The 14,401-nt window shown below is 38.0% G+C and carries 20 protein-coding genes; 15 read left to right on the top strand and 5 right to left on the bottom strand.

Features of this window, described 5'->3' with window-relative positions; translation table 11 throughout:
* Positions 1 to 57: 57 nt before the first annotated feature.
* The 3 genes from ACSAMO_RS04735 to ACSAMO_RS04725 are packed head-to-tail and all read right to left on the bottom strand — an operon-like array spanning position 58 to position 1,267.
* Positions 58 to 756 (bottom strand): N-acetylmuramoyl-L-alanine amidase, encoded by a 699-nt coding sequence (locus ACSAMO_RS04735; protein ID WP_499209961.1) that lies wholly within the window; start codon positions 754 to 756, stop codon positions 58 to 60.
* 15 nt (positions 757 to 771) lie between these two features.
* On the bottom strand, positions 772 to 1,041 hold the full coding sequence (locus tag ACSAMO_RS04730; protein WP_022230310.1) for a phage holin: 270 nt from the start codon (positions 1,039 to 1,041) through the stop codon (positions 772 to 774).
* Entirely contained in the window at positions 1,034 to 1,267 is a 234-nt protein-coding gene (locus tag ACSAMO_RS04725) for a hypothetical protein (RefSeq protein WP_022230309.1), read from the bottom strand. Before ACSAMO_RS04725 ends, ACSAMO_RS04730 begins: the two co-directional genes overlap by 8 nt.
* A gap of 642 nt (positions 1,268 to 1,909) precedes the next feature.
* Between ACSAMO_RS04725 and ACSAMO_RS04720 the strand changes: the two genes are divergently transcribed.
* From ACSAMO_RS04720 to ACSAMO_RS04685, 8 genes are all read left to right on the top strand, one after another.
* The gene (locus ACSAMO_RS04720; protein WP_117968737.1) at positions 1,910 to 2,344 is read left to right on the top strand and encodes a sigma-70 family RNA polymerase sigma factor; all 435 of its coding nucleotides are present in this window, start codon (positions 1,910 to 1,912) and stop codon (positions 2,342 to 2,344) included.
* Positions 2,334 to 2,570, top strand: coding sequence for a helix-turn-helix domain-containing protein (locus tag ACSAMO_RS04715; RefSeq protein WP_147340641.1), 237 nt, complete (start codon positions 2,334 to 2,336; stop codon positions 2,568 to 2,570). Before ACSAMO_RS04720 ends, ACSAMO_RS04715 begins: the two co-directional genes overlap by 11 nt.
* 57 nt (positions 2,571 to 2,627) lie before the next feature.
* The gene (locus ACSAMO_RS04710; protein ID WP_499209960.1) at positions 2,628 to 3,365 is read left to right on the top strand and encodes a DUF3825 domain-containing protein; all 738 of its coding nucleotides are present in this window, start codon (positions 2,628 to 2,630) and stop codon (positions 3,363 to 3,365) included.
* Between the two features lie 188 nt (positions 3,366 to 3,553).
* A complete protein-coding gene (locus ACSAMO_RS04705) occupies positions 3,554 to 3,943 on the top strand; it encodes a sigma-70 family RNA polymerase sigma factor (protein WP_117968739.1) in 390 nt (129 codons plus the stop codon).
* 81 nt (positions 3,944 to 4,024) lie between these two features.
* Positions 4,025 to 4,219, top strand: a complete 195-nt coding sequence (locus ACSAMO_RS04700) for a hypothetical protein (protein ID WP_117968740.1) — start codon at positions 4,025 to 4,027, stop codon at positions 4,217 to 4,219.
* On the top strand, positions 4,216 to 4,515 hold the full coding sequence (locus ACSAMO_RS04695; RefSeq protein ID WP_337869631.1) for an rRNA biogenesis protein rrp5: 300 nt from the start codon (positions 4,216 to 4,218) through the stop codon (positions 4,513 to 4,515). The genes ACSAMO_RS04700 and ACSAMO_RS04695 overlap by 4 nt, the downstream gene beginning before the upstream one ends.
* 1 nt (position 4,516) lies before the next feature.
* Positions 4,517 to 5,656: a DUF2800 domain-containing protein gene (locus tag ACSAMO_RS04690; protein ID WP_117968741.1), complete on the top strand. Its 1,140-nt coding sequence runs from the start codon at positions 4,517 to 4,519 to the stop codon at positions 5,654 to 5,656.
* A 1-nt stretch (position 5,657) separates the two neighbouring features.
* Positions 5,658 to 6,188 carry a DUF2815 family protein gene (locus ACSAMO_RS04685; protein WP_022230301.1) on the top strand — a complete coding sequence of 177 codons (531 nt, stop codon included), beginning with the start codon at positions 5,658 to 5,660 and terminating at the stop codon, positions 6,186 to 6,188.
* Positions 6,189 to 6,235: 47 nt separating this feature from the next.
* Here the strand turns inward: ACSAMO_RS04685 and ACSAMO_RS04680 are convergent, their stop codons facing one another.
* Entirely contained in the window at positions 6,236 to 6,613 is a 378-nt protein-coding gene (locus ACSAMO_RS04680; RefSeq protein WP_022230300.1) for a type II toxin-antitoxin system death-on-curing family toxin, read from the bottom strand.
* Complete coding sequence (locus ACSAMO_RS04675; protein WP_022230299.1) at positions 6,610 to 6,852, bottom strand: hypothetical protein; 243 nt, start codon at positions 6,850 to 6,852, stop codon at positions 6,610 to 6,612. Before ACSAMO_RS04675 ends, ACSAMO_RS04680 begins: the two co-directional genes overlap by 4 nt.
* Before the next feature lie 89 nt (positions 6,853 to 6,941).
* On the opposite strand from ACSAMO_RS04675, the gene ACSAMO_RS04670 reads away from it, so the two are divergent.
* From ACSAMO_RS04670 to ACSAMO_RS04640, 7 genes are all read left to right on the top strand, one after another.
* Positions 6,942 to 8,891, top strand: coding sequence for a DNA polymerase (locus tag ACSAMO_RS04670; RefSeq protein WP_117968742.1), 1,950 nt, complete (start codon positions 6,942 to 6,944; stop codon positions 8,889 to 8,891).
* A gap of 39 nt (positions 8,892 to 8,930) precedes the next feature.
* On the top strand, positions 8,931 to 9,140 hold the full coding sequence (locus ACSAMO_RS04665; protein ID WP_117968743.1) for a hypothetical protein: 210 nt from the start codon (positions 8,931 to 8,933) through the stop codon (positions 9,138 to 9,140).
* Positions 9,137 to 11,494, top strand: coding sequence for a virulence-associated E family protein (locus tag ACSAMO_RS04660; RefSeq protein WP_117968744.1), 2,358 nt, complete (start codon positions 9,137 to 9,139; stop codon positions 11,492 to 11,494). The genes ACSAMO_RS04665 and ACSAMO_RS04660 overlap by 4 nt, the downstream gene beginning before the upstream one ends.
* Positions 11,495 to 11,722: 228 nt before the next feature.
* Positions 11,723 to 12,004: a VRR-NUC domain-containing protein gene (locus tag ACSAMO_RS04655; RefSeq protein WP_022230295.1), complete on the top strand. Its 282-nt coding sequence runs from the start codon at positions 11,723 to 11,725 to the stop codon at positions 12,002 to 12,004.
* Positions 11,985 to 13,343 carry a DEAD/DEAH box helicase gene (locus ACSAMO_RS04650; protein WP_022230294.1) on the top strand — a complete coding sequence of 453 codons (1,359 nt, stop codon included), beginning with the start codon at positions 11,985 to 11,987 and terminating at the stop codon, positions 13,341 to 13,343. Before ACSAMO_RS04655 ends, ACSAMO_RS04650 begins: the two co-directional genes overlap by 20 nt.
* Positions 13,340 to 13,747 carry a DUF1492 domain-containing protein gene (locus ACSAMO_RS04645; RefSeq protein ID WP_022230293.1) on the top strand — a complete coding sequence of 136 codons (408 nt, stop codon included), beginning with the start codon at positions 13,340 to 13,342 and terminating at the stop codon, positions 13,745 to 13,747. Before ACSAMO_RS04650 ends, ACSAMO_RS04645 begins: the two co-directional genes overlap by 4 nt.
* A 300-nt stretch (positions 13,748 to 14,047) precedes the next feature.
* Positions 14,048 to 14,401 carry an HNH endonuclease gene (locus ACSAMO_RS04640; protein WP_147513794.1) on the top strand — a complete coding sequence of 118 codons (354 nt, stop codon included), beginning with the start codon at positions 14,048 to 14,050 and terminating at the stop codon, positions 14,399 to 14,401.

Below are 14,401 nucleotides of genomic sequence, written 5' to 3'. Positions count from 1 at the left end.
TTAATTTTGTATAATATATAATTTAAGATATTTTTTGTTAAATTGCAGAACATAAAATTAAATATGTTCTGCTAAAAATTTAACTGTGTTATATAGACCAATGCATAATAATATTTTTTGATCATCCATGTCTGATATAATATCTGGAGGCAATATATTGTATTTAGAGCACCAATCTATAGCATCTTTTGCTTTTTCAGAAACATCTGTACTATGGGGGCTATTTTTATCCGAAATATATTTTAAATTGAATCCAGTTGCAATTCCTTTTGCAACTGCAGTAGCAAGCTTATTTTTGTTTTTTTGATATATTTCAATATCATTGCTGTTATCTATGAAACATACCTCGAGCAATGCCGAACAAACTCCCTGAGATTTTATTTTTGAAATAACACGGAAATCTTTTCTTTTGACACCTCTGTTGTGATATTTAACGCAATTACATAAGTTTTTTAGAATTTCGTTTTCAACAGTTATTCCACTTTCAGCTGTAGTAACAAATATTTCACTTCCAGAGCCACCTCCTGAATTAAAATGAATTTCCAAAACGTAGTTATATTTTGAAAAATCATAATTATTAGAACCTAAGAATTCAAACCAATTACGATTAGTATCTGCCAATGTTACATTGCAAAAAGATTTTAAATTTTCTTTTAGCAATACAACAAATTCTCTAGTCAACTCAGCTTCTTCATAACCATTGCCGATAGCACCGCTGTCACCATTTCCGTGACCTGCAATTAATAAAACGTTCATCCTCAATTCTCCTTTTTATATGTTAGGTTCATCATATGTCATAGCTTTTTTGCTGTCACTTATACCTTTTGTTGTAGGATCAATTAAAAAATTATAAATACTTATAACCATAATAAAAATTATATATGGGTTTGAAAAAGCTTGACGAATAATCTCAAATAGTTTATACCATGACGTTATTTCAGAGGCTGTTATTCCCATATAGGCAAAAATAGATGAGATTATTGAAACTATTAGCTGAATATAGAACACAGGATTTTTAAATCTTATTTTCCAATTAATCATATTTTTCACACTCCAATCTTTGGATTCGTTGTTCGTTGGATTTTTCTTCTTGTTCAACAATTGTCATCCGTTCAACAAGATTATTGTGAGCTTCAACTTTCTTTTCTAATTGTTCAATTCTGTATAGTGTTTTGTCATTTGATTTCATAACACCTATCATAGAACCAATGATTGTTCCAGCCATTGAAATTAAAGCTACAATAATTGTACTGTCTATAATTTTCATATTTACTCCTCTCGCATATAATATTTTTATAATCCTAAAAAAATATCTTATTATCTATATAAGATAATAGATTGAATACATATAATTCTATAGTTCACCTCCTAAAAACAATATTTTTTTGCATATAGAATGTTGTATCTTTTATATGTAAATTATTTGTTATATGTATATCTAATAATTATAGATAGATAGAAATATATAAATGTAAACTGTTATAATACTTTTTGTTAAATATACGATGTGTTATATTAATTTTTCACATAAGAAAAAAGTATATTATGAAAGCTTAGTTTAAATGTTGAGGATTGAGTGTATAAATAGTGAATCAGAATCTTGTCAGAATATTATGATAGCTATTTTCAAGAACATTTGCTTATGATAAAATAGTTATATTCAGATAATCATTTATTGCCATAAAATAAATAAGCTGGATTCATCAAAATATTTGATGATAAATCCAGTTTGTTTTTTTATTAATATTGAAATAATTGTATAAACAATATATATATATATTGTGATATTTAGACAAAAAAAGATTTTTTTGTGAATTAGGTTCCTTTTTTCACTGCTTTTTGCGATTTATTATTAATGAGGAGCAAAAAAGTTCATTTTCAAAATTACATATAGAGGGGTGGAAAAGTTATGCTTAATTCCTCATATGATGGTGAAATAGAACAATGGGATATGATTGATAAGTATAGTATGAATGTTATATATACTGCATCAGTTGATATACGTCGCAGAATGAGCGCAAAGAAAAGAAGTTTTGATTTTGTTGAGTTTGATACAGATTTAGTAGGAGAACAAGATATATATCCAAGTGAATATGTTATTTCTGATAACAGCGGACATTGTTGCAATGTTAAGAATGAATGGTTGTATGAAGCTATGTTATGTCTTGATGATAAATTAAAAGAAGTGTTGATATTAAAATATTGGTATTTATTATCAAGAAGAGATATTGCAAAGATATTAAACGTTTCAGAGAAAACTATTACAAATTGGAAAAACAAAGCTTTTAAGCTAATAAAAAATTATAAAGAAAGGAGATTGGAGTGTGATATTCGTGGACCTTAAGAATCGAACTGCAGAAAAAGCTATCAACGGGGATTGTGATGCACAGATATTAATGTTGAAACGCTATGAGAGATATATAAATAAAGTTTCAATGGTTACTAAAAAAGATAGGTTTGGAAATTTGATAAGATATGTAGACGAAGATTTTAAAGCAGAGATACAGATGAGGTATCTTGAAGAACTTTTGAAATGTAAGGTGATAAAAAATGATAACAATACAAAGTGACTTATTTGAGTTTGCTTATGTACCCGATTGGTACAGGCATCTTCATGATTTAAATGTATGGTATTGCCGGAGGCATGGCAGTTCAAGAAACCGGCAGTTGAAACAAAGAATGCAGAAACACCGATATTGGAACGATATATACATACAATTTTTCGTAAACAGGCTATTGAATTCAACTCAGAACAAGAAGATAATAAAGCATTAAAATATTTTTACATTGAGAATGAATGTGCCTGCTTTCATACAGGATTATACACCCCGAGCTATAAAGGCATATATGGCTGCTTTTTCAGAAATAAAAAGCAGGATTCTATGCTTGAATGGTATTTTAAAGGCTTTTGTGATGAAATGTCACCATGGCTTAAATATATAGAGCCGTTGCCTGAACGACCGGTGTATCATATGGCACAGCAAGGTTTGAATTTTAATCCCGAATGGTCAATAAGGGTAAATGTTGAGCATATTTTGGGTGATGAAGAAAATCTAAATAGAATTCCCGCAAAAATAAGAAAGGCTAAAAATTTGCCGTTGCTATTGGAAACTGCAGTGGAACTTGCAAGGCGAAAAGCAGTTATAGAACCGGGACTTATTTCTGCACAGGGATATATGGGGAGAGTGCAATATTTACTTCCGATATATCTTACTAAAATGAATAAGCCGGATTTGGCAATGACACTGACAGTTATGGACGGATACTATTTAGGAAATACTTGTCTGACTCTTGAAATGGCATATCTCAATGCTCGGGCAATAGCCAAACCATCAGCACCATGGCTTTTGGAGCTTATAAAATAATTAAAAAACAGAATGCTTGGTAAACAGTTCTTTTTCTGAACTGTTTACCAAGCATTTTTTTATTATCAATGAAAAGGAGACTTTTATATGAAAACTTAATTCAGAGCCGAATGGCTTGCATTTAAAAAAATGCGAGTTTTTTCGGCTTGTTAGAGTGCCGTTTTTCTTGCGGAAAGGCGGTACTTTTTATGAAAATTAAGTATGAGTTTGCGGACGGAGATGTGGAGGTTGATGTTCCTAATGAATGGGCGAGTATTCTTGTGGAACTGGACAGACTGGAGAGGAATAATGATAAGAAGGAAAGACGCAGGCACTATTCGCTTGATGCGTGTGTGTATGAAGGAATTGTTTATGCGTCGGAGGACAAAAATCTTACGGCAATTTTTGAAACAGACAGTAAGTTCGGAAGATTAACAGAAGCGATAAAATATCTTTCGGATAAGCAGAAGTCCCTTATAAAGGCTGTATATTTTGACGGAATGTCTGTAAGTGATTATGCGAAACATATGGGGATAAGTCAGTCGGCAGTATCACAGCAGTTAAAAACAATTTATAAAAAGCTGAAAAAGTTGTTATAAAAAATCTTATATTTCAGTGTTTTTGTGTCCGTATAGTGAAGGGTATTAAAAAAATCAACCTTTCGGAAAGGATGTTTAACTATGAAACATACATTAACAATCAGTGTTTCAAAGAAACCGAGAGCAGATAGTATTGTGAATTTCCGCAGTATATCAATAAGAGAGAAATTTCTCCGTCTTTTGTTTGGCATACCGTGTAAGATGACAATACTTGTTCCGGGTGACAGTGTAGAGAAACTTTCGATATGTGAAGTGAACAAGGAGGGGAGAGGATGAGCAGAACGAAACTTTTGCTTGACGTTGTAAGCGATATGCGTTCGCTTGCTGACAGCTTGGAAACCATGGCAAATGCCGTGGCGGGCAATGACGGCGTATCAAAGGAAAAACAAGCTGATAAGCCGAGTGTTACACATGAAATGCTGCGTGAACTTGCGGTTAAACTGTCACGAAACGGTAAGCGTGAGGAAATAAAACAGCTTATTGAAAAATACGGAGTAAAGAATATTACCGCTGTTGCAGAATCAGACCTTGATTCATTTTATGCAGATTTACAGCAGATGGAGGTATCTTGATATGCCGCCGTTAAATCACGCTGTACTTTCTGCGTCATCGGCATATCGTTGGCTGGAATGTCCGCCGTCAGCACTTGCAACAGCAGATATTCCGGACGAAACAACAATATATGCACAGGAAGGTTCGGCAGCTCATGAAATGGCGGAATATAAAATCAGATGGCATTTAGGTGCAAAAGACCTTGCACCTCCGAATGTCGGAAACTTCAATGCAGAAGAAATCGACAGATATACAGACAGCTATGCGTATTATGCGACAGATAAAATTGAAACAATAAGAAAAATATGTCCCGACGCAATAGTTATGGTAGAACAAAGACTTGACTTTTCAAATTATGTTAAGGACGGATTCGGTACGGGTGACCTTGTTATAGTTGCAGATGATGTACTGCAGGTGATAGATTTTAAGTACGGCAAAGGCGTGACGGTATCGGCTGAGCTCAATCCGCAGATGATGTTGTATGCGTTGGGGGCACTTAATCTTTATGGTTATCTGTATGACATCAAGACAGTGAAAACAGCCATTGTTCAGCCAAGACTTGATAATATTTCCGAATGGGAGATTTCTGTTGATGAACTTCTGGAATGGGCGGAGAATACACTGAAACCGATAGCCGAACTTGCCGCAAAAGGCGAGGGCGAATTCAAAGCGGGAAATCATTGTCGATTCTGCAAATTAAGAGCTGTATGCAGAAAACGTGCAGAACTTATGCTTGAAACAGCAGAATATGAGTTTAAAGACCCCGCGGAACTTAATGACAATGAAATATTGCACATGCTGACAATAGCGGACGACCTGTCAAAATGGGCAGAAGATGTATATTCTTATGCACAGGCGAAAGCTATAAATGAGGGGAAAAGCTGGAGCGGATTTAAAATAGTCGAGGGACGTTCCAAACGACAGTATGTGGATGAAAACAAGATTGCAGAGGTCTGCCGAAATAACGGTTATACCATGTCGCAGATATATAAAAGCACGCTTATAGGTATAACGGATATGGAAAAGCTTATGGGCAGAAAAATTTTTAAAGAACTGCTCGGTGACTATATCATAAAACCGAAAGGCAGACTGACACTTGTGCCGGAAACGGATAAGAGAGAAGAAGTACATACATTGGGTGAGTTTAGAAAGGAATTTTAATATGGCACATTTAGTAACGGGTAAAGTCAGATTGTCATATGAACATATATGGGAGCCTGCATCTATTAACGACAGTGATGAAAAGTACAGTGTTTCTTTGATTATACCAAAGTCTGATACAAAGACGGTAAAAGATATTCAAAACGCAGTCGAACAGGCAAAGCAGGACGGCAAAGCAAAGTTCGGAGGAAGAATACCTGCGAATTTGAAACTGCCTCTTCGTGACGGTGATATTGAACGTCCTGATGATGAGGCATATAAAGACTGCTATTTCATAAACTGCAATTCAAAAGATAAACCGCAGATTGTTGATAAGAATGTACAGCCTATTTTAGACAGAAATGAGGTTTACAGCGGATGTTATGCAAGAGTGTCAATATCTCTTTATCCGTTTAATACAAACGGAAATAAAGGAATTGCGTGCGGACTTGGCAATATACAGAAGATTGCAGACGGAGAACCGCTTGGCGGACGTACCAGAGCAGAGGACGATTTTGAAGCATATGACGAGGAAGATGATTTCTTAAATTAAGGTGAATTGGAGATGTATGCAAAAAAAGAACACCTCGTAAGATGTTCTTAAATAATATGCTGTTGAAGCCATTGAAGAATATCAGAATCAGACTGAGTTCCTGACGCAACTGATAGAATAAGTTCAATCAATTCGGTATCAGTGTACTTTAAATCAATGCCGTTTATTGCAAGAAATACAAGCATTGCGTGAGTGCCGATTCGCTTATTACCATCTACAAACGGATGATTTTTTACAAGTCCAAAACATAGGCGAGAGGCTTTATCCAATAAAGTCGGATACAGTTCCTCTCCACCGTATGTTTGGAATGGTGTATTGATAGCTGATTCTAAAAGAGAATCATCGCGTATATCAAGTGAACCTCCGAATTCTTTCACAAGCTGTGAATGTAATAATAAAATTTGTTCTTTAGTAAGGATTTTCATTTTGCAAGTTCCTCATATACGGCCTTATTACGAGTAATTAAATTTTCTGATATAGCTAATACATCATCAGTTTGTGCTGATAATTGTTCATCAGCTTGATTGAATTCTAAAATTAGATAGCGAGGTGAGTTGTTTTTTAGAATTACGGCAGAACCGTACTGGTCAACAAGTCTTGCTACTTTAGAAAAGTTTTGATTGGCTTCGGAAATAGAAACCATTGTTTTGGTATTGACATTCATATTGCATACCTCCATTTCTTTTATATAAATATTATATTCTTATTTTAGGATAAAGTCAACCTAAAATTTAATGGTAAATGGTGAAAACTATGAAAAAATTAAGCTGTGATATTGAAACCTTTTCTGACGTAGACCTTATAAGATGCGGAGTATATAAGTATGCGGACTCTCCTAATTTTGAGATGTTACTGTTTGCATATGCTGTTGATGATGGTGATGTTCATATAATTGATATTGCAGGCGGTGAAGAACTTCCGGAGAAAATAATACAAGCGATAAAATCAGATACCGTTGTGAAAACGGCATATAACGCACAATTTGAGCGTGTGTGTCTGTCAAGGTATCTTAAGCTTCCCGATGGAGAATATCTTAATCCTCAGTCTTGGTACTGCACAGCTGTGCAGGCTGCGGAACTGGCACTGCCTTTGTCACTTGCCGATGTCGGAAGTGTACTCGGATTAGAGAGGCAGAAGATGACTGAGGGCAAGGAGTTAATTAAGTATTTCTGTGTACCGTGCAAGCCGACAAAATCAAACGGAAACTGTACCCGAAACAGACCGTGTCACGATATAAACAAGTGGGAAACATTCAAAAAATACTGTATGCGTGATGTAGACGTTGAACGTCAGATTGCCGATAAACTTAAAATGTATCCTATAAGTGATGAGGAACATCGACTATATGTTCTCGACCAAATAATAAACGACAGAGGGGTATTAGTTGACAGTGAATTGGCTGAGCAGGCGGTAAAGCTTAATTCAATACAGACGGCTGTGGCGGTTGAACAGGCATATATGATAACGGGACTTGAAAATCCTAATTCAGTAACGCAGTTAAAACAGTGGCTCAAGGAAAAGGGTGTGGAAATTGAAAGTCTGTCAAAAAAGTCTGTTAAAAGTCTGGCAGATGAAACAGACGGAGATGTCAGTGAAATGCTGAAACTCCGTCTGCTTATGGCGAAAACGTCCGTCAAGAAATATGAGGCTGTAATACGCAGTGTGTGCAGCGATAACCGTGTACACGGAATGATGCGTTTCTGCGGTGCAAACAGAACGGGAAGATGGTCCGGTAACATTCTGCAGCCGCAAAACCTGCCTCAGAACCATCTGCCGGACTTAACCCTTGCAAGGGATATTGTAAAGGACGGAGATTTTGAGATGCTTGACATGATGTTCGGAAACGTACCGAATGTCCTATCGGAACTTATAAGAACCGTTCTCATTCCAAAACCAAACCATAGATTTATTGTCGCAGACTTTTCGGCTATTGAGGCTCGTGTGCTTGCTTGGATAGCAGGAGAGCAGTGGCGAATAGATACATTCAAAAACGGCGGTGATATTTACTGTGCGTCCGCAAGTAAGATGTTTAAAGTGCCGGTGGAGAAACACGGAGTAAACGGCGAACTGCGTCAAAAGGGGAAAATATCCGAACTTGCCTGCGGTTACGGCGGCTCAGTCGGTGCGTTAAAGAATATGGGTGCTGTTGAGATGGGAGTGCAGGAGAATGAACTTCAGGGCTTAATTAACGATTGGAGAAATGCCAATCCGCATATTGTACGTTTTTGGTACGAAGTCGGCAATGCGGCAATGAAAGCAATAAAAGAAAAAACAACCGTTCCGTTAGGAAAACTTGTGTTTGCGTATGAACGGGGGATATTATTCATACGTCTGCCAAGCGGAAGACGGCTGTCATATATAAAACCTCGAATCGGTACAAATAGGTTCGGCGGTGACAGCATTACATATATGGGGATAAACTCCGCAAAGAAGTGGGACAGACTTGAAACTTTCGGCGGTAAGCTGACAGAGAATATCGTACAAGGGACTGCAAGAGATTTGCTTGCAAATGCACTGATAAATGCGGCAAATGCGGGATATGATACTGTTTTTCACGTTCATGATGAAATTATATGTGAAGTTCCGAACGGTTACGGTTCGGTTGACGAACTGTGCAAGCTGATGTGTATAAAACCCGAATGGGCGGACGGACTTCCGCTTAATGCTGACGGTTTTGAATGTGAGTATTATAAAAAGGAATAACAAAAATGCAAAAGAAAATAAATTTAAAGGGGTACGATTATGAAAATAAGATGTTTGGATAAAAAAGACTGCTTTGCTAATGCAGACGGTTATTGTATTTGCTTAACGAATAATGATTTCGGAGGAAGAAGATGTTCGTTTTATAAGACAAAGACGAAAGCTGCGACAGAACGCAAAAAAGTTGAGAAACAATTAAAACGAAAGGGAAAAACGGGATTAATAGACATGTATAACGGGAGGGGACAATGAAAATATCTGTCGGGAACAGCCGTACATCAAGAGCGTGGAAGATTAAAGAATTTTCGTGGGAGAAATTTGTTCAGAAGTGTTCTCAGACAATACGAACGGCTGAAACGGTGCAGGAATATCGTAAACTTCCTAAAGGTCAGCAGGATAATATCAAAGATGTGGGCGGATTTGTCGGAGGTGAACTTCGCAGCGGTCTAAGGAGAAAAGATACTGTGATTAACCGATGTCTGCTCACTCTTGATGCGGATTACGCAGACGAGGATTTTTGGGAGCAGATTGAACTGTTCTTTAATTTCAAATGCCTGATATATTCCACACACAAGCATACTGCACAAACACCGAGATTCAGGCTTATTATCCCTCTGTCACGTCCTGTTACGGCAGATGAATATACGGCGGTTGCACGCAGAATAGCGGCAGATATAGGCATAGAACAGTTTGACGATACAACGTATCAGCCGCATAGACTTATGTATTGGCCGTCAACATCTTCTGACGGTGAGTTTGTATTTCAGCACCGTGACGGTGAAGAAATAGATGCGGACGCAGTGCTTGCACGTTATAAAGACTGGCATGATACTTCTGAATATCCTGTTTCGTCAAGACAGAAAAAAATTGTATCACACGCATTGAAGAAACAGGCAGACCCTCTGACAAAGCAGGGAATAGTAGGTGCATTTTGCCGTGCATATACGATACAGGACGCAATAAGCACATTCCTTTCAGATGTATATGAACCAAGCAGTCTGAACGGCCGTTATGATTATATCCCCGCCGATTCCGTAGCCGGAGTGATAGTGTATAATGACAAGTTTGCATACTCTCATCACGCAACAGACCCTGCCTGCGGTAAGCTGTGCAACAGCTTTGATTTGGTGCGGATACATAAGTTTTCATATCTTGACAAAGATGAAACCGACAGTGAGAAATCAGCCTCATTTAAAGCAATGACAGACTTTGCAATGCAGGACGGCAGAGTTAAAGAACAGACACTGACGGATAAGGAAAAGGCTGTGTATGAGGAGTTTTCTGTGATTGATGACAATGACGATACATCGTGGCATAAGTATTTGTCTGTAAATAAGCACGGCGATGTAGAGAACAGCATACAAAACCTCACGATAATACTTCAGAACGATCCGAAACTAAAGGGAATAGTTTTTAACGAACTGTCGGACTGTATAGAAATTAACGGTGATGTACCGTGGCAGCACCCGTCTAAGTATTGGCGGGACGCTGATGACGCACAGCTGCTTACATATCTTACATACAGCTACGGTAAATTCACAAGAGTGAATTATGATGTGGCACTTGCAAAAGTTGTTGATGACCGTTCGTTCCATCCGATACGGCAGTATCTTGACGGTCTGCCGAAGTGGGATAAGCAGAAACGTGTAGATACGCTTTTAACGGATTACCTTGGTGCAGAGGACAATCCATACACTCGTGCGGTTATCCGTAAAACACTATGCGGAGCGGTAGCAAGAGTAATGGTGCCGGGAATAAAGTTTGACACTATGCTTGTACTGTCAGGACCGCAGGGAATAGGAAAGTCGACGATTATATCCAAGCTGTGCGGTGAGTGGTTTAACGATTCGCTTTTATTATCCGATACGAAGGATAAGACGGCGGCGGAGAAGCTACAGGGATTTTGGATTTTAGAGATAGGCGAGCTTGCAGGACTTAAGAAAACTGAGATTGAAACACTGCGCGGCTTTATATCAAGGCAGAACGATGTGTTCCGTGCGTCCTTCGGTCGCAGAGCGACGCCGCATTTAAGACAGTGTATTTTCATAGGCACAACGAATGCGGAACACGGATACCTCAGAGATACTACGGGCAACCGACGTTTTTTCCCTGTTAAGGTATCGGGGAACTCGGAGAAAAAGCCGTGGCAGATTACGCAGAATGAAATAGACCAGATTTGGGCGGAGGCGCTTGTGTATTACAGGAACAAGGAACCGCTTATTCTTGATGAGCAGACGGAGAAACTTGCTAAGAAACTTCAGCGTGAGGCTATGGAAACAGACGAACGTGAGGGTATGGTGCGTGAATACCTTGAAACATTGCTGCCTGTAAATTGGAATGAAATGTCCTTGTATGAACGTCGGAATTTTCTTGACGGAAGTGAATTCGGAGAGGTGAATATTAAAGGGGAAATAAAGCGTCAGAAGGTATGCAATATGGAAATATGGTGTGAATGTTTCGGTAAGGCGAAAGCGGATTTGAAAAGGATTGACGCAAATGCCATATCTGCCATTATGGCAAAAATAGAGGGCTGGCAGAAGATGAGCAAAAAGAGCCGTTTCGGAATTTACGGAGCGGCAGCAGGTTACGAAAGGACAGAGGTATAGACTTCTATACCTGTTTTGTGTTCCGATGTAACCGAAAAGTTCCGTAAAAAAGCTTGGTTCGGAACACTCGAAAACGGCATAAAACCTATATAAATTAAAGGTAATGTTCCGATGTTACCTAAAAAGTTATATAGATTATATATTATTATATTAAAAATTACGCACATATATATACGCGCGTAGGATATAGGGAACGGAAGGAACTTCGGAACTTGTATGGGAGGTAAAATGCGTGAGAATGAGATAGAAAAAATGCTTGTGAATGCAGTGAAAATACACGGAGGTCTTGCACTGAAATTTGTATCGCCGAACTTTAACGGTATGCCCGACAGATTGATTTTGCTGCCTTTCGGAAAAATTGCATTTGCAGAGATGAAAGCACCAGGACGGAAAATGAGGAGCATACAGATAAAGCGAAAAAGGCAATTAGAAGCATTAGGGTTTTTGGTGTATTGCATTGACGATACGGAACAAATCGGAGGTGTGCTTGATGAAATTGAACAGAGCTAATTTGCATGAGTATCAAAAGTACGGTGTTGATTTTATAATAAACAATCCGATTTCGGCACTTATGCTGGAATGCGGTCTTGGCAAGACGATAACAACACTCACAGCTGTAAGTGACCTCATGTATGATTATTTTGAGATTTCAAAAGTCCTTATAATAGCTCCTCTCAGAGTTGGACTGTCGGTATGGAAACAGGAGTGTGACAAATGGGAACAGTTAAAATACCTGAGATGTTCAATAGCAATCGGCAGTGCGGACGAAAGGGAAAAAGCCTTAAAAGCAGACGCAGACATTTATATCATAAACCGTGAAAATGTAGAGTGGCTTGTAAATAGCGGTCACATTGATTTTGATATGGTTGTGATAGACGAACTCAGTTCGTTTAAATCCCATCAAAGCAAACGGTTTAAAGCACTGCGTAAGGTCAGACCTAAGTTTGACAGAATTGTAGGTCTGACAGGAACACCTGCACCTAACGGCTTGATTGATTTGTGGGCTGAGATAAATCTGCTGGATATGGGAGAAAGGCTCGGAAGATATATAACAGGTTTTCGTGATGAATATTTCAAACCGGATAAACGAAACGGTGCGATTGTGTATTCATACAAGCCGTTGGTTAATGCAGAAAAAAGGATATATGAGAAAATATCGGATATATGTATTTCGATGAAAGCAACGGATTATATCAAAATGCCTGAAAGAATAGACAATATTTACGAAGTTGAGATGAACGATAAAGAGATGAAACTTTATCGGAAACTTGAAAAGGAAATGTTTCTGCCGTTTGCCGACGGTGATATTGATGCAGTGAATGCGGCGAGTCTCAGCAATAAACTGCTGCAGCTTGCAAACGGTGCGGTTTATGATGAAAACCAAAATGTGAAGAAAATACATAATCGTAAACTTGAAGCTTTGGAGGATTTAATTGAGGCGTCAAACGGAAAGAGCATACTTGTTTATTACGGCTATAAGCACGATAAGGACAGAATAGCAGAAAAATTTAATATCCGTGAGATAAAAACGGAACGGGATATTTGCGATTGGAATAACGGTAAAATACAAATTGCGTTGGCACATCCGGCAAGCTGCGGACACGGACTGAATTTGCAGAAAGGCGGAAGCACGATTATATGGTTCGGACTGACGTGGAGTTTGGAGCTGTATCAGCAGGCGAATGCAAGACTTTATAGGCAGGGACAGAACAACACGGTAGTTGTTCATCATATTGTGACCAAAGGTACGGTTGATGAAGATGTGATGACGGCTTTAAATGATAAAGACATGGGACAGGCTTCTTTGATGGAGGCTATAAAAGCAAGGATGGAGGGAATATACAAATGACGGCAAAGGAATATTTAAGTCAGCTTATAACAATGGATAATGCGATAAACAGAAAACAACAGCGTCTTATGACACTTCGTGATGTTGCAATGAATACCACTCCGAATTACAGCGGAGAAACAGTTCAGCATACACGGAATAAAAATCCGCTTGAAAATATAATGACAAAGATAATCGATATTGACCGTGATATTGACAGAGATATTGATGAACTTGTCGATTTTAAAGCAGAAGTATGGGAAAAGCTTGATAAAATCGCAGATGAAAGATATAAACGGATTTTGTGGCTTAGATATGCCGACCGTAAAACGTGGAGATATATTGCGTTGGAACTTAATTTTACAATACGGTATATTCATAAAATGCACTTGAAAGCTTTGGCTGAACTTGATAAAATCATATAAAAAGAAAATTGGACACTATAGTTCACGCAAGTTCACTTCAGTTCACTCTTGAACATCGTAAAAAAGTGTGTTATGCTATAATCGCGAGAGAAGAATAAACAGAGAGATGATATGTAACAGTCGGCTTTGTGTATTGTTCCAATAATTGAGGTTGTATTATTCCGATACACTTGATATTATTCCGATAATACGGTATTGCAGGGAAGATTAGAAATAAATATTTAAGACTTGAAAGTGAAAAGTTATACAAAGAAGGATGTTTCCTATACGGAGCGTCCTTTTTTCGTTGGAGGAAAGAATATGCCATATAGACCAAAGAAACCATGCAGACATCCGGGCTGTGCAAATTTAACTGACGGAAGATATTGTGAGGAACATATATCATGTCACCCTGAAGTTACTCGCTCAGCCACAAAGCGTGGATACGGAAGTAAATGGAGAACATCAAGTAAGGCATATCTTAGAGAACATCCTCTGTGCGAGATTTGTAAGAGGAACGGGAAATACGTTCAAGCTACGGTGGTTGACCATATCAAACCGCACAGAGGTGATAATAAATTGTTTTGGGATAAAAGCAACTGGCAGAGCCTTTGTAAGAGCTGTCATGATAAAAAAACGGGACGGTTTGACAGTAAACCTACATACAGTTACTGA

This window comes from Ructibacterium sp. SJQ-7, from assembly GCF_054696575.1.
This window is presented reverse-complemented; position numbering and strand designations above follow the sequence as displayed.

Coding starts and splice junctions, on each gene's coding strand:
- ACSAMO_RS04735 (WP_499209961.1), bottom strand. CDS start 756: ATGAACGTTTTATTAATTGCAGGTCACGGAAATGGTGACAGCGGTGCT.
- ACSAMO_RS04730 (WP_022230310.1), bottom strand. CDS start 1,041: ATGATTAATTGGAAAATAAGATTTAAAAATCCTGTGTTCTATATTCAG.
- ACSAMO_RS04725 (WP_022230309.1), bottom strand. CDS start 1,267: ATGAAAATTATAGACAGTACAATTATTGTAGCTTTAATTTCAATGGCT.
- ACSAMO_RS04720 (WP_117968737.1), top strand. CDS start 1,910: ATGCTTAATTCCTCATATGATGGTGAAATAGAACAATGGGATATGATT.
- ACSAMO_RS04710 (WP_499209960.1), top strand. CDS start 2,628: ATGGTATTGCCGGAGGCATGGCAGTTCAAGAAACCGGCAGTTGAAACA.
- ACSAMO_RS04705 (WP_117968739.1), top strand. CDS start 3,554: ATGAAAATTAAGTATGAGTTTGCGGACGGAGATGTGGAGGTTGATGTT.
- ACSAMO_RS04700 (WP_117968740.1), top strand. CDS start 4,025: ATGAAACATACATTAACAATCAGTGTTTCAAAGAAACCGAGAGCAGAT.
- ACSAMO_RS04695 (WP_337869631.1), top strand. CDS start 4,216: ATGAGCAGAACGAAACTTTTGCTTGACGTTGTAAGCGATATGCGTTCG.
- ACSAMO_RS04690 (WP_117968741.1), top strand. CDS start 4,517: ATGCCGCCGTTAAATCACGCTGTACTTTCTGCGTCATCGGCATATCGT.
- ACSAMO_RS04685 (WP_022230301.1), top strand. CDS start 5,658: ATGGCACATTTAGTAACGGGTAAAGTCAGATTGTCATATGAACATATA.
- ACSAMO_RS04680 (WP_022230300.1), bottom strand. CDS start 6,613: ATGAAAATCCTTACTAAAGAACAAATTTTATTATTACATTCACAGCTT.
- ACSAMO_RS04675 (WP_022230299.1), bottom strand. CDS start 6,852: ATGAATGTCAATACCAAAACAATGGTTTCTATTTCCGAAGCCAATCAA.
- ACSAMO_RS04670 (WP_117968742.1), top strand. CDS start 6,942: ATGAAAAAATTAAGCTGTGATATTGAAACCTTTTCTGACGTAGACCTT.
- ACSAMO_RS04665 (WP_117968743.1), top strand. CDS start 8,931: ATGAAAATAAGATGTTTGGATAAAAAAGACTGCTTTGCTAATGCAGAC.
- ACSAMO_RS04660 (WP_117968744.1), top strand. CDS start 9,137: ATGAAAATATCTGTCGGGAACAGCCGTACATCAAGAGCGTGGAAGATT.
- ACSAMO_RS04655 (WP_022230295.1), top strand. CDS start 11,723: ATGCGTGAGAATGAGATAGAAAAAATGCTTGTGAATGCAGTGAAAATA.
- ACSAMO_RS04650 (WP_022230294.1), top strand. CDS start 11,985: ATGAAATTGAACAGAGCTAATTTGCATGAGTATCAAAAGTACGGTGTT.
- ACSAMO_RS04645 (WP_022230293.1), top strand. CDS start 13,340: ATGACGGCAAAGGAATATTTAAGTCAGCTTATAACAATGGATAATGCG.
- ACSAMO_RS04640 (WP_147513794.1), top strand. CDS start 14,048: ATGCCATATAGACCAAAGAAACCATGCAGACATCCGGGCTGTGCAAAT.